Below are 15,256 nucleotides of genomic sequence, written 5' to 3'. Positions count from 1 at the left end.
TTGAATGGGAATAATAATTATCTAATTATTGCGAGATGAGAAATAACATCAAATCTCTCTATCTGTGGTTTAGAGCCACTTATCCTATTAAAAGAATAAGTGGCTCTCCCTAATCCAGTTCTTAGTTTTCAAAAGGCCAAGCAGGCAACATGTTATTAAGTGGTTTATCTTCACGGTACCCTAAAGCATATTCACCCTGCATGATCGTGTGGATTTCGCGTGTACCTTCATATATAACAGGGGCCTTCGCATTTCTTAAAAATCTTTCTACCGGATATTCGTTGGAATAACCGTATGCTCCGTGGATTTGAACCGCATCGCTTGCGGCTTCAAATGCAGCATCACACGCAATCCACTTTGCAAGCGAAGTTTCCTGTGTATTCCGTTTTCCTTGATTTTTTAGCCATCCTGCCTTATAAACGAGCAATCGGGAAATTTCGAGATTGGCGGACATTTTTGCAATCATTTGTTGAACTAATTGATGTTGTCCGATTTCTTTTCCGAATGTCTTGCGTTCGCGGCAGTATTTGGTACTTTCTTCTAAGCAAGCATTAATCAGTCCACAAGCACCTGCTGCCACGGTAAATCTTCCATTATCCAGCGCAGACATAGCAATTTTAAATCCTTCACCCTCGTTGCCTAACAGATTCTCAGCTGGTACTCGAACCTCTTCCAAAAATACTTCTCCTGTATTACCTGCTCGAATTCCCAACTTTCCTTTAATGGCCTTCGTCGTAACACCCGGAAAAGTTCTTTCAACGATAAAGCAGCTTATGCCATAATGTTTCTTGTCTTTATCTGTCTTAGCAAAAATTAGGAAATAATCCGCCACATCGCATAGTGAGATCCATGTCTTTGAACCATTTAGAATATAAGAAGCTCCATCTTTTCTAGCTGTAGTTTGCATCGCAGCCACGTCAGATCCAGCGTTTGGTTCTGTCAACCCAAAAGCACCAATTTTTTCTCCCCTTGCTTGAGGAGTCAAATATTTCTCCTTTTGGAATTCATCGCCCCACTGCAACAAGGTCATACTGTTCAGCCCCGTATGAACAGAAACTGCTGTACGGAAGGCGGTATCTCCTCTTTCTAGCTCATCGCAGATAATGGCTAGCGTATTGTAATCCATTCCCATTCCACCATATTGTTCAGGAATACAAACTCCCATTAAGTCCAACTCTGCTAAACGTTTTAAAATATTCGTTTCAAAATGACCTTTTGCATCCCACTCTTGGATATAAGGTTTGATTTCCCGGTCTACGAAAGTACGGACTAGCTTACGAACCGCCTCTTGTTCCTCAGTCAATGCGAAATTTAACATAAATGTTGCCTCCTAAATGATATGAATTTGTTTCAGTTCTTCAATTTCTTGTTGCGTGTATCCTAAATCCAACAAAATAGAAGTTGTGTGCTCCCCATACAGCGGAGGATGATGTCTCATCTCAACTGGCGTTCTAGACAGCTTTAATGGACTTCCAATCAGTTTAATCTTGTCCGCTGTTGGATGAGCCATCTCGATGACCATATCTCTAGCTTCTACTTGCGGGTCATTGAACAACTCTTCCATATTATTAATCGGTCCATTCGGTATCCCTGCTTCTCTCAACAAACGCCTCCATTCTTTGGAAGACCGCTGCTTCATTCGTTCACATATAATTGGTATCAGTTCTTCTCTATTCTCTAACCTTCTTGGATTAGTAGAAAATCTTTCATCCTTTTTCAATTCAGGAATCCCTAAAGCGTCAGTGAACTTTTGGAACTGCCCATCATTTCCTACAGCAACTACCATATCGAGATCACTGGTTGGGAACACTTGGTAAGGGACAATATTCGGGTGTTGGTTTCCCAAAAGCTGAGGAATTTTTCCTGATACTAAGTAATTGCTTGCCACATTGACCAGCGAAGCAATCTGAGAATCAAATAGAGAAACATCAATTTCTTGGCCAATCCCCGAATAATCCCTTTCATTTAATGCCGCTAGTATACCAATGGTGGTATTCAGGCCGGTCAGAATATCTGCGATTGCTACACCGACTTTAACGGGACCATATGACGGATCCCCAGTTATACTCATTAAACCTGCCATCGCTTGAATAATATAATCGTAACCAGGTTCGTTCTTGTAAGGGCCATTCAACCCAAATCCGGTAATGTTAGCAAGGATAATCTGCGGGTTAATTGCTTTGATCACGTCATAACCTAACCCTAGCTTATCCAACGTGCCCGTTTTGAAATTTTGTACCACCACATCAGAACGTGCCACTAACTTTTTAAAAATTTCTTTTCCCTGATCAGATTTGAGATTTAATGTCATTGCTTTTTTATTCCGATTTGCACATAAGTAATAAGCACTCTCACCTCCTACAAATGGAGGACCCCAAGCTCGTGTATCATCCTGGGTTAAGGAGCTTTCAATTTTAATTACTTCTGCACCTAGATCTCCTAAAGTCATGGTGCAGTAAGGTCCTGCCAACACTCTGGTTAAATCTAGAATCTTTACATTCTTTAAAGCTCCTGACACACCATCTCCTCCTTTAAAAACGAAAAAGCCAGCCAAACTACAATATATACATTGTAGTTCGACTGGCTTTCTGTTTAAGCTTATGTCTTCTGGCTTCACCTTTAAGTTAGGTATTATCCACCGTTACAATAAGGTGAATTATAGAAGATCAAATTAAACATTGGCAGTCAATCATATTTAAGAAAATTAAAGCTCAGATTGATAAATTGCTGAAAAATATCAGTGAACTTTCTTTTATTATGCCATGTTTTATTAATTCTGTAAATAATTAATTTGGTCAAATCTGTGATAATTTATAATTCTTATAAAAACGTTTTACCATATAACATTATGCTCCTCTATTTTTCTCATAATGGCCAATTATTTGTATATATAAAATCCTCTTCCACTCTTTCGACCTAACCAACCCGCCTTCACATATTTTCTAAGCAATGGACACGGTCGATACTTTGAATCACCAAACCCCTCATATAATACCTCCATAATAGACAAACAGGTATCCAAACCAATCAAATCAGCTAAAGCCAAGGGCCCCATGGGGTGGTTCATGCCTAATTTCATGATTTCATCAACCGCTTCCGGCTTAGCCACTCCCTCATACACACAATATATCGCTTCGTTGAGCATGGGCAATAAGACACGATTGGATATAAAACCCGGAAAATCGTTTATTTCGATCGGTATCTTCCCCATCCTCTTAGAAAGCTCGTGCACAGCCCGTGAAACTTCCTCAGTCGTCTCCAAACCTCGAAAGACTTCTACTAACTTCATTTTGGGAACCGGATTCATAAAATGCATCCCGATCACTTGTGCAGGTCGACTGGTAACGGAGGCAAGTTCTGTTATCATCAAAGAAGACGTATTACTAGCGAGTATGGTGCTCGTTGGAACCATTTCATCCATTTTTCGAAATAAATTCTGTTTAACTCCTAAATTCTCAACAATCGCTTCTACTACCAAATGAACGTTCTCTGCATCCGTCAAAGAAGTAGAAAGAGAAATCCTATCTATTATTTCCTCCAGGTCTTCTTTTGTCATTCTTCCTTTCTCGACATCCCGAGAAAGATTTTTATGGATAACCGCTAATCCTTTTTTTACTTGTTCATCTGTCATGTCATGGAGTAGTACCCTAATACCAGATTGTGCAGCGACTTGGGCAATTCCGCTGCCCATTTGTCCTGAGCCAATGACCATTATGCTATTAATCTCCATCTCGTTACCTCTTTCTTGTTTAAAGATATTTTAGTTTAAACAATTGTCTATAAAGATCTTTCTACGATTTCTGCGATGTCTAACGTCTTTACTTGTTCTTCTACCGCTTTAGCCTTCGTACCATCACTCAGCATAGTTAGGCAATAAGGACAATTACTGCCGATTACGGTTGGGTTCAGCTGCAATGCTTGTTCTGTGCGGTCTACATTGATTCGCTTCCCTTGTGTTTCCTCCTGCCACATCATACCTCCACCGGCGCCGCAACACATGGCATCTTCTCGATTTCGTTCCATCTCAAGAACCTTAACTCCTGGAATGGATCTAAGTATTTGACGCGGAATATCATAAATGTCGTTATAGCGCCCAATATAACATGAGTCATGATAGGCGATAGCTTCCTTAACCTCTTTCCTTGGTTTAATGCGGCCTTCTTGAATCCATTTTTTGATCAACTCCGTATGATGATAAACTTCGGCTTCCAAACCGAACTCAGGATACTCATGTTTAAAGGTATTGTAAGCATGGGGATCGATGGTTACGATCTTCTTCACCTCATAAGCTTGGAAATTTGCGATATTCTCCTGACATAACTGCTGGAATAGGAATTCATTCCCCATTCTGCGCGCCGTATCACCGGAATTGCGCTCTTCATTGCCAAGAATGGCAAACTTAATACCGGCTAGGTTCATAATTTTGGCAAACGATTGTACGATCTTTTGACTGCGTTTATCAAAGGATCCCATTGACCCAACCCAAAAGAGATATTCAAACTCCTCTGTCTCATTTACCGTTGGGACTTCAATATCCCCACATTCTTCACGCCATTTTATGCGCTCCTTGCGGTTAATCCCCCATGGATTACTCTGCCGCTCAATGTTTTGAAAATAACGTGTAGCTTCGTGAGGCATGTTGCCTTCAGTCAAGACTAAATAACGCCTCATATCAATAATTTTGTCCACATGTTCGTTAGCCACCGGACACTGGTCTTCACAATTCCGGCATGTCGTACAAGCCCACAATTCCCCCTCGGTAATCACATCGCCAATCAAATTAGGTGTTTCAACGGTTGCTGCAGTTTCTTGAGCTGCAGACTTAGCTATTACTGAGCGGGATATTGCAGATGATCCAACAAGAAAACCAGGCAACCACGGTTTATGGGAGGTAACGCCAGATCCTTTTTCTGTTAAATGGTCCCTCATCTTCACGATGAGATCCATTGGAGACAGCGTCTTCCCGGTTCCTGAAGCGGGGCACATATTCGTGCATCTTCCGCATTCCGCACAGGCGTACAGATCGATCAGCTGCAGTTGGGTAAAATTCTCTATTTTCCCGACGCCGTATTCCTCGACTCCTTCATCTTCGAAATCAATTTTCGCCAATTTTCCAACAGGACCGGCTTTCTTGAAAAAAATATTAAACATGGCAAATAACTCATGCGCTTGCTTCGACTGTGGTACGAAAACCATAAAAGAGAGTACAGTTAACAGATGCACCCACCAAAAAACATAGAACAGTACCGCTCCCGCTGTCGTGCCGATACCAGAAAACACCGCCGCAATCAGTCCAGAAAAAGGAGCGTAGACGAAATCCGGTTGATGCCCGAGCATCACTGTTTCGAAGCCCAGCAAAAGTAGGATGGACATGGTCAGCGTGCTCAGAGCAATATAAACAAAGGCGGCTTTAGCATCTCGCTTGAATTGCAGCCGCCTCAACTTCTCAATATAACGACGGTAAGAAGCATATAACACAGCACATAGCATAAGGAAGGTGGTCCACTCCTGCAGTAGACTGAAATATTTGTGCGCGTTGCCAAAAGAGAATTCATAACCCTTAATAAATCCCTTGATAATGATTTCTATGAGCCCAATCTGGATAATCATAAAGCCATAAAACAATATCAAATGCATACAACCGCTTTTCTTGTCTTTAAACAATTTACGCTGGCCGAATACGTTAATCAGAACTTCATTCACACGTTGTGAGAAATTCTCTATTGAATTAGACTTTTTCCCAAGCTTAATGAAACTAATTCGGCTATAGACTAAATACGCAAATACATATAAGGCGTATCCTGTTATAAATAAAAAGGCAAAAAAGTGGATCAAAGCATACATAAACGATTACCTCCCTACTAAAAGTTGAAGATATAAACCAGTTATGCCATCTCAAAAATCTTTTGGATGGCTAACTGGCTTTAAATACTCTTGTCTCTGATTTCTCGGAGCATCGTATTTTCCTCAGTTTTATATCCAGTTTAAATATTTATAATAATTACACCTTCACGTAGCTTTAAGGGGATTCCTTTTAAGACACCAACAGCATTTTTCTGAACTTTAAATAAAACAGACTCGTTTCTATTTTAGGACTTCGGCAATAAAGGTAATAGTTTCTGATAATTATTAACTAAAACATCGATCTTCTGACTAACTTTTAACACCTCCGGTGCTAGCAAGCCTTTCTTTTCAGCAAGGTTGTGCATAATTACCCTTTGATCTTCCAATTGATGTAATAGAGTGACTAGTTGAAATAATATCACGGAAAATCTCCTTTCTTTTTAGGCCCCTTATCCTTTTCGAAAAAGAGAATAAGGGGTACTTAACTATTTAAGATGTTGTAATGATTTCTGTTATAACCAAGTCGACAACATCAAGTTTATCGGTTTATCTTCTCGGTAACTCAAAGCAGATTCAGCCTTATAGTACGGTTTTGCGTATATATCGAGAGGTAGTAAGCGTTATCATAGCCAGCGCAAGAGGAACCTCATTTCAAGACAGATTCAAGATTGTGTTATTTTGTAAAGCACTTTACTTCCTCCTCTCACAATAAAAAAAGCCAGTCGAACTACAATTTCACCTTGTAGTTCGACTGGCTTTCTGTTTAAGTAATGTCTCTTGGTAAAGAAGATCATTTAAACTTAGGCAGTCGTAAGTAAAAAAACAATATTTATGTTCAGGTTGATATAGGAGATGATATTCCAATACCAGTGAACCTTAATTATATTAAGCCATAATTTGATATATTAGTCAATAGACTACTCGTGCACTTTTTCACAGAAAATTAACTTTATCCGTGGGAGTGTTTTTTAATCACTTAAGTATTTCTTCGAGCATGCTTATTTTCTTATTTTTTTCGATCCGTACTTGCACCGCTTGATTTACAGTGACAGCCGAAAAACGGATCTTAGCAGCAGGCCTTAGTTGTGCGAACAGATCAAGGTCAGGGCTAATCACCGTACCTATAGTCATAAAGCCCCCACCTGTCGTTGCATCTTTTAAGAACACTATAATTTCTTCGCTATTCGGTAAAACAATCGCTCCCAATGGATAAGCCGTATCCACTACATTGGAGAACCCACTACCTGCACCAAATGGGGTTTCGTCTTTTTTAAATTTGATTGAAGTCCCTTGACATCGATAGGCTACTCGACTTGATTCTGTAGAAACGCTCCATTCACTATTAAGCAGGGTACGTACGCCTTCATCGGCTAATAAATAACTAGCAAAGCCTAAGACCACCCTGGCTTGGATTTCCCGTTCAAAAATCGGTATAAACTCTGGGGGAATCATTTTACCTACATTCTTAAAAATACCAGGCAGCGGTTCACCAATGTCAAGTTCATCTCCTGCCTCCAGTTTCCTTCCCTTGAATCCTCCTAATCCCGTCGTCTTGTAGGTGGATTTGCTTCCCATGATTTCGGGGACTTGAATTCCACCTGATATACATAAATAGCTGACTACACCAAGTTCGGCAAACTTAAATGACAAAATATCACCTGGTTTAACCTCAACCGTCTGCCACATCGGAATAGGTTGCTCATTCATAAAGCAGGAAACTGGGGCTCCGGTGATGGCAATCACTGTTTTTTTGCTAAATTCAAGTTTTGGTCCTAACAAAGTCATTTCAAGTGCTGCATAGTTAAGCGGATTCCCCAAAAGTAAATTTCCTAACTGGAATGAATATTTATCTGCAGCTCCTGAGGGCGGTATACCCAGATGATAATAACCATCACGTCCAATATCTTGAACAGTGGTTGATAAGCCGGGTTCAATTACCTTGAGCATTTAAAAGCCCTCCACAAGTTCACGTATATACATTTTTCCTTTTGAAAGATATTCTTCAGGCGAAAATTCAACGTGTTTGGTATGATAGGTGAATGTTCCGCTTTCTACTTCGGACTGAATTTTTTCAAATTCAGCTTCATCTACCGGTCGAAACTTCCAAATGTCCCCCGGACGAGCCAGAACAATATCCTGCAATTCTTCCCAACGACGCTCAGTATCGAAAACAGGTACGGCTGACATGCCAATCAATTGGTAACTACCCGGGGAATCAATAGGATAGACCGCGGTAAACGCCCCGCCAATACCAACGGCTCGGGTTGGCGTTTCCGTACGGGGACTTGAATATTTTGGAACTTGAATAATTTCTTCCTTAGACAATCCTAATGGGAAGCACCATGATATTCCTGGAATATAGCCCGTCATCGTAATAAAATAGGGTGTGGATGAATGAGCATCAATAAAAGCATCTTTTTCCTTATAATCATTGACTTTCATGGCAAACTCAAAATCAGATAAGTCCGGATGCTGGTGTCTATTTTTAAATTTATGGGAGTACTCTCGAGTAACGGGATCATCGTACCAAGTGGGAATTTCAACCATCTTCGTCAAAAGATTCATTTCGGATAAATGGCTTTTAGTAATATCTATATCCTTCAGATATTCATGCAGATCATAGGCGGTTATCTTTTCGGGATCATAACGAACAAGATAGGAAGCGTTCGCAGGACAGATATCAATAATCCCTGGTATGTTTCTCCTTCTCAATTCAGTCGTGATGGCGAGAGCTTTAAAATTACTCTCAAGGCTCATCTCTCTAGAAATCTCTGCATAAATATACTCATCCCCAATGTAATCGAATTTTGTTTCTGGTAAAGTAAACATGGAGATCCCTCCCCTCTCTATTTAAGCAGCTTATTAATTCTCCGGCTAATGGTCGCCGGACTTATTCCTAGGACCTGAGCAGCTTTTGCAGCTGTACCATATTTTTGCATTGCGCTTCTGATTAACTGACTCTCTACTTCATCAATCGCTTCTTTTAAGGGAACAATGGAATTTATCACGGCCTTGAACTTTCTTTCCTTTGATTCCCCATACAGAACCGCCATCACATCTTCACCGGTGATGGAGTTGTCCCTTGAGGTAACAACCAATCTCTCAATTACATTTTGTAATTCTCTTACATTTCCAGGCCAATCATAACACTCAAGAACATCCAGAGCCTCTCTCGTTAAGATCTTTTCCCACCCGTAAGAAGAATTAAAGCGTTCCAGAAAATTAAGAGATAAACAACTGATGTCATCATACCTTTCCCTTAATGGTGGAATCGTTACCGGAATCACATTCAATCGGTAATAAAGATCTTCTCTGAATTTGTTTTCTTCAACCAATTTCTTCATGTCTCTATTCGTTGCCACAATGACCCGCACGTCCACTTTAATGCTCTTAACCCCACCAATTCGCATGACTTCTCTTTCCTGTAAAACCCTAAGAAGTTTAACTTGCAGATTCAATGGGAGTTCTGTAATTTCATCCAAGAAAATGGTACCCTTGTTAGCCAGCTCGAACATCCCGGGTTTACCGTTTTTATCCGCCCCGGTGAAAGCCCCTTTTTCATATCCGAAAAATTCGCTTTCGATCAGGTTTTCGGGGATGGCTCCGCAATTCACTCTTATTAAAGAATACTCGCTTCTTTGGCTATAAGAGTGAATGGTCTGAGCAAACACCTCTTTCCCTACTCCCGACTCTCCATAAAGCAAAACGGTAGAATCCACTGAGGCAATCTGTTTAATTTGTTCAACTAATCTTTCCATTACTTTAGAGCGGTAGACTAATTTTTTTTCATGATCCTTGCGTTTTATCATTTCATCGAGTTCTTGTTTATATAGATTGGATTTTTGTTTTTCAATCTCCAACTCTTCACGAAGCTGATTCATTTCTGTCATATCTCTTGATATAATAACTACCTTCTCTAGCTTTTCTTCGTAAAAAATGGGGGTTGCAACTGACCAAAGCTTTCTTCCCCTTGCGTTTTCATGAACAAAAGTCCTTTTGCCTTTCTTTCGAGTCTCTTCCAGTATGTTTTTTCTAAAAAAACCTTCCTTGTGAAGTTCATTAACATTTTTCCCAATCAATTGCTCAGCGGATTGCAACATCCAATAATCTTTGAGGAAAGTGCCTGCCACCCGAATAATTTCCCCTTTAAAATCTATGACAAGGATTTCTTCATCGGCAGACGAATAAATGGCTTTCAAATCTTCGTTTAAACTTCTGACCCATTCAAGTTCGTTTATCGCTTCTTCCAATTGTTCGCGAAGATGAAAAATATGAACGATTCCTTCAATCTTTCCATCATTAAAAAGTGGTGAAAAGTTTCCGATTATATGTTTGTAATTGATCGAGTTATTTATATATACTAGGTGTTTTCCATTTAAGACATCTTCTAGCTCGTCCACCGCTAGCAATGTTTTATAGTTCCTGCCCATAAGGAAACGACGAGAAAGCCCCAATATATTTTCCGCCATCTCATTAACAAAGGTAATACCAAGTTCATGATCCGTTGTAATGACACCAATCCGGGAACTATTAAAGATCTGATTCTTTTGCTGCAATTGAAGCTGTGTTATTTTATTCCTCGCTTCCGCCAACGTACAATATCCTGCCAGCTTTCCATGTTCGTCGATTCCAAGAACAACCGATACATTATGAAAAAACTCTACGGGATTTTGAAACGGTACTAATAAAATATCTGTTTTATATAGAACCCTTTGATTCATGTCTCCATTTTCAAGCAGTTGTATCATTAATTCCCGGTAATTGAAATATCCGATTATGTTCTCATCATCTTTCACAAAAATCACTTCACTTCGCTCTTTACATATCATCTCCATAGCGTCATTTAAAGAAGATTGTTCGTTAATGGAGATTGTAATCGGTTTCAGAATTTCCTTCCAAAGGATCACTTTTTTCACCTCCAATAATTTATTAACAAAAATAATTCCGTTGCAATCTTACATAGTAGGTTCATTGTACTATATCATTTCAAATTTGAAAATGCATGTTATTGGATTTTAGAAAAACGTTACAACCCCAAATTTAAATTTCAAAACTGAAACGACCGATTGTTTTTTGTATATTAACATAATAAGTATAGAACGTTTAAAAATAGTTAATTATTTATCTTAGGGAAAATTTATTATTTTTGAGAAGGTATCCATGAACGATCTTAAAGAAACGCTAAGAAATTTAATGAAGAAGATATTCTCAAAAGAACCGGTATCAGAAGTTGAAAATCATTCACCAATATTAATTCATGGTACACTACAAAAAAATATTCAACACTTAAAAGATACCTTTGGCAAAAGTGAAGACCTCATCCTGAGAAAAATTAAAATAGGAAAACAGAAAAATATCGAAGTTGTGATTATCTATATTGATGGGTTAGCTAAAACGGAATCCATTTCAAATTTCATCATGGAATCCATCATGCTGGATTTTACGGCTTTAGAACTTGAAAATGAAGCTTCGTCTACAAATGATCTTTTAAATTTTATAAAGGAATCTATACTTACAGCTAGCGAAGTCAAAGATATCACTGACTTTGCAACTATAGGTTCCTCTATTTTATCAGGTGATACTGTTATTTTAATTGATGGGTATAACCGAGGATTTTCCATTAGTACGGCTGGTTGGCAAGAACGTGGTGTTGAGGAACCTACTTCACAAACGGTTGTACGGGGACCTAAAGAAGGATTTACTGAGAACTTTCGAACAAATACCACTTTAGTTCGCCGAAAAATCAAGAGTTCTAATCTATGGATAGAAACCAAACAGGTCGGAAAAGTAACACAAACAAATGTCGGAATTATGTACATCAATGGAATAGCAAATGAAAAGGTAGTGGACGAGGTTCGTTCACGTATTGACCGAATTCAAATTGATGCCATCCTGGAAAGTGGTTATATAGAAGAATTGATCCAGGATAAAACATTTACACCTTTTCCGACCGTATATAATTCGGAACGACCCGATGTCATTGCTGCAGGACTCTTGGAAGGGCGGGTAGCTATTGTCGTAGACGGAACACCTTTTGTTTTATTAGTTCCTGGTCTATTCACCCAGTATTTCCAATCCGCAGAGGATTATTATCACCGCTCTGATTTCGGCCTAATCCGTTTCTTGCGTTATATAGCCCTATTCTTAGCGTTACTTGGACCTTCTTTTTATATCGCCATCACAACCTTTCACCAAGAAATGCTACCGACTCAGTTATTGATGAGTATCGCCGCTCAAAGAGAAGGAGTTCCATTTCCCGCTTTTGTCGAAGCCGTTATGATGGAGATTGCCTTTGAAATTTTGCGGGAAGCGGGAGTACGAATGCCTCGGGCAGTGGGTCAAGCCGTCTCCATAGTTGGAGCATTAGTCATTGGACAAGCCGCGGTTGAGGCTGGTATTGTATCTGCTGCTATGGTTATCGTGGTATCGATTACCGCGATTGCAAATTTCTCATTCCCTGCTTTTAACATGGCGATATCTATTCGGATTTTACGTTTTGCATTTATGTTTTTAGCCGCTTCTTTCGGCTTATTCGGGATAACGGTGGGACTGTTAATCATTTTACTACAGCTCTGCAATTTAAAATCCTTCGGGATTCCGTATTTGACTCCCATGGCGCCATTTTTTTTAAAAGATCAGAAGGATACCATCATACGTTTTCCGCATTGGAGCTTGTTTTCTCGCCCGCGATTAGTGAGCCAAAAAAATATGACGCGGGAGCAGACGCCTCCACCAACCAAATCTGCGCCTCGAAGACGGAAATAAAACGATAGGACAAAGAGGGTTTTACTGTGAAACGATACATTATCCAAGCATCGGTCTTAGGGTTTGCCATGCTATTATTAGCCGGTTGTTGGAGCCGGCGTGAATTAAACGAATTGGCAATCGCAGTGGCAATGGGAATAGATAAGGTCGAAAACGAATATCAAATTACCGTCCAGGTCGTTGAACCGTCACAAGTAGCATCCGGAAAGGGAGGTGGGGATGGTCGTTCTCCGGTTACCACGTATCAAGCCAATGGAAAAACGGAAATAGAAGCTATTCGTAAAATGACTATGATCTCCCCTCGACGCATCTATACTTCTCATCTTAGAATGTTGGTTATTGGGGAAGAAGTTGCGAAAGCTGGCATTAAGAATACCTTAGATTTTTTATCAAGAGGCCAGGAGTTTAGAACAGATTTTAACGTTGTTGTAACCAAAGGAACAAGAGCCAGCCAAATATTAAAAATACTCACACCAACCGAGAAAATTCCGGCAAATAAAATGTTTTCCTCACTTAATCAGTCAGAAATAATATGGGGACCAACGAGTGCAACCACTTTAATAGAACTATTGTCCGACATTGTAAAACAAGGGAAACAACCTGTCTTAACAGGAATACAAGTGATTGGAAATGCACAACAAGGTGAAAGCCAAGACAATATAAGTTCCCCAAGTCCCCCAACACAAATAGGATATAGAGGTTATGCTGTATTTAGAAATAACAAATTAGTTGGCTGGTTAAATGAAAAAGAGAGCAATGGATATAACTTTGTAGTAAATAACATCAAAAGCTCAATAGTCAATACTCCTTGTCCGCAAGAAGGCCATCTTGCATTTGAGATCATTCACTCCTCGACAGAGCTGAATAGTTTTTTGAGAAATAAAAAGCCAAGCATAAAAATTGAAATCCGTACGGAAGGCAATATTTCTGAGGTTAACTGTAGCAACTTAAACATAACTAAAACTGAGGTTCTAGAAGAGCTAGAAAATAATTTAGAACAAGAAATTAAAAAGGATATTGAACACGTCATCAACATATCTCAAAAAAAGATGAAATCCGATATTTTTGGCTTTGGCGAGGTCATTCATCGATCCCATCTGTCCTACTGGGAACAAGTTAGAGATGATTGGGAAAAAATTTTTGCAAATTTACCAGTGGATATAAACGTGGATCTAAAAATTCGACGTATCGGAACAGTTAGCAATCCACTTTAATTAAACTAATGGAAATAATAGGTGGAGTAAATCAGTGGGCGTTATTACTGCGATCTTAGCCATATCAATAATGATAGCATTTTTTGAAGTTCCTTTACTTTTAAAACAACCAACAAAAGATATTTGGGCTTTTTTTATTCTTTTGTTGACTGGTATGTCATTAAATATAGCCCTCGGATTGCATATAGGAATTCCTAATCCGCTGGATTGGATTACGGTTATATTTGAACCGTTTAGCAAGTCCATTTATAGTTTTTTATGATTGGGGGGTTAAACATGATCAATAATGAGAAAATATCTGAACGACAGTACATCTTACTAATTACATTATTTATAGTGGGTAGTTCGATTTTGATTATTCCAGCTAGCTTGGCTGAAGATGCAAAACAAAACGCCTGGCTTGCAGCCATTTTAGGCAGTATCATCGGTATCTTCTTGGCCTGGCTTTATGCGGGTATAAGCCAACTTTTTCCTGAACTAACTTTGGTTCAATTAACCGAAAAACTCCTGGGAAAATGGTTTGGAAAAATAGTATCTCTTCTCTTTTTTTCGTTCATATTTATCCTAGGTTCTCTTATTCTTCGAAATATCGGTGATTTTCTCACTTCACAAATCATGCCTGATACTCCCATTCAAGCTATTCATATTTTATTCCTTATCCCTATCATCATAGGGGCAAGAATGGGGATCGAGACATTGGCTCGACTTGCGGAACTGCTATTCCCTTGGTTTATTCTGTTCTTTTTTATTTTATCCATGACACTTTCCCCGAAAGTTAAACTTGAAAATATACAGCCTCTATTTGAAGGTGGTACAAAACCTTTGATGAGATCCATTTTAACCTTTGTTAGCGCTCCATTCATGGAACTCATTGTTTTCCTGATGATTACACCTGATATCCATCGCACCGATAAAATAAAAAATTCCTTTATTAGCGGTACTCTTATCGGTGGCTTTTTGTTAACCATAATCGTAATATTAAGCATATTAGTTTTAGGCCCTGAACTTACTGCACGTAATCTATATCCGAGTTATGCTTTGGCTAAGATGATTAATATCGGCAATTTTCTTCAAAGAATTGAAATTATAATGGCCATAATGTGGTTTATATCCATATTTTTCAACCTTGTCCTTTGTTTTTATGCGTCTTCACTCGGACTCTCCCAAATCTTTAACATACAGGATTACAGGCTATTAACACTCCCTTTAGGAATGATCATGCTTGTCATTTCGATTATTGCTTATCCAAACACAGCTTATTTTTTCTCTTTTTTTCCAAAGATTTGGCTACCTTATGCTTTAACTTTTTCAGTTTTGATCCCCCTACTTCTTTTTCTCATAGCTATCTTCAGAAGAAGACGAGCGCAAAGCTTAAAGATAAACAAATAGCCCTAAACAAAAAAAACCTTGATCCTACATTAGAATCAAGGGTT

General features: G+C 39.1%; 12 protein-coding genes. 4 read left to right on the top strand and 8 right to left on the bottom strand.

The window, feature by feature from the left end; all coding sequences use genetic code 11:
• Positions 1 to 121 precede the first annotated feature (121 nt).
• From ABLT31_RS27600 to ABLT31_RS27565, 8 genes are all read right to left on the bottom strand, one after another.
• Positions 122 to 1,318: an acyl-CoA dehydrogenase family protein gene (locus tag ABLT31_RS27600; RefSeq protein ID WP_367757936.1), complete on the bottom strand. Its 1,197-nt coding sequence runs from the start codon at positions 1,316 to 1,318 to the stop codon at positions 122 to 124.
• A 12-nt stretch (positions 1,319 to 1,330) separates the two neighbouring features.
• Positions 1,331 to 2,518: a CaiB/BaiF CoA transferase family protein gene (locus tag ABLT31_RS27595; protein ID WP_367757934.1), complete on the bottom strand. Its 1,188-nt coding sequence runs from the start codon at positions 2,516 to 2,518 to the stop codon at positions 1,331 to 1,333.
• A gap of 360 nt (positions 2,519 to 2,878) precedes the next feature.
• Positions 2,879 to 3,730 (bottom strand): 3-hydroxybutyryl-CoA dehydrogenase, encoded by an 852-nt coding sequence (locus tag ABLT31_RS27590; RefSeq protein WP_367757932.1) that lies wholly within the window; start codon positions 3,728 to 3,730, stop codon positions 2,879 to 2,881.
• 47 nt (positions 3,731 to 3,777) lie between these two features.
• Complete coding sequence (locus tag ABLT31_RS27585) at positions 3,778 to 5,844, bottom strand: (Fe-S)-binding protein (protein ID WP_367757930.1); 2,067 nt, start codon at positions 5,842 to 5,844, stop codon at positions 3,778 to 3,780.
• Positions 5,845 to 6,089: 245 nt separating this feature from the next.
• Entirely contained in the window at positions 6,090 to 6,266 is a 177-nt protein-coding gene (locus ABLT31_RS27580; protein ID WP_367757928.1) for an aspartyl-phosphate phosphatase Spo0E family protein, read from the bottom strand.
• 550 nt (positions 6,267 to 6,816) lie between these two features.
• Positions 6,817 to 7,791, bottom strand: a complete 975-nt coding sequence (locus ABLT31_RS27575; RefSeq protein WP_367757926.1) for a 5-oxoprolinase subunit C family protein — start codon at positions 7,789 to 7,791, stop codon at positions 6,817 to 6,819.
• Positions 7,792 to 8,673, bottom strand: a complete 882-nt coding sequence (locus tag ABLT31_RS27570) for a 5-oxoprolinase subunit B family protein (RefSeq protein WP_367757924.1) — start codon at positions 8,671 to 8,673, stop codon at positions 7,792 to 7,794.
• 17 nt (positions 8,674 to 8,690) lie between these two features.
• Positions 8,691 to 10,760, bottom strand: coding sequence for a sigma 54-interacting transcriptional regulator (locus tag ABLT31_RS27565; RefSeq protein WP_367757922.1), 2,070 nt, complete (start codon positions 10,758 to 10,760; stop codon positions 8,691 to 8,693).
• 244 nt (positions 10,761 to 11,004) lie between these two features.
• Between ABLT31_RS27565 and ABLT31_RS27560 the strand changes: the two genes are divergently transcribed.
• From ABLT31_RS27560 to ABLT31_RS27545, 4 genes are read left to right on the top strand one after another with little or no spacing between them, the layout of a single operon-like run.
• Positions 11,005 to 12,609, top strand: a complete 1,605-nt coding sequence (locus ABLT31_RS27560; RefSeq protein WP_367757920.1) for a spore germination protein — start codon at positions 11,005 to 11,007, stop codon at positions 12,607 to 12,609.
• Between the two features lie 26 nt (positions 12,610 to 12,635).
• Positions 12,636 to 13,823 carry a Ger(x)C family spore germination protein gene (locus tag ABLT31_RS27555; RefSeq protein ID WP_367757918.1) on the top strand — a complete coding sequence of 396 codons (1,188 nt, stop codon included), beginning with the start codon at positions 12,636 to 12,638 and terminating at the stop codon, positions 13,821 to 13,823.
• Positions 13,824 to 13,857: 34 nt separating this feature from the next.
• A complete protein-coding gene (locus ABLT31_RS27550; protein ID WP_367757916.1) occupies positions 13,858 to 14,085 on the top strand; it encodes a hypothetical protein in 228 nt (75 codons plus the stop codon).
• A gap of 14 nt (positions 14,086 to 14,099) precedes the next feature.
• Positions 14,100 to 15,212 carry a GerAB/ArcD/ProY family transporter gene (locus ABLT31_RS27545; protein ID WP_367757914.1) on the top strand — a complete coding sequence of 371 codons (1,113 nt, stop codon included), beginning with the start codon at positions 14,100 to 14,102 and terminating at the stop codon, positions 15,210 to 15,212.
• The last annotated feature ends 44 nt before the right edge of the window (positions 15,213 to 15,256 follow it).

Source organism: Ammoniphilus soli (genome assembly GCF_040813775.1).
Note: the sequence above shows the minus strand (reverse complement) of the source record. Positions and strands in the feature narration are given on the sequence as shown.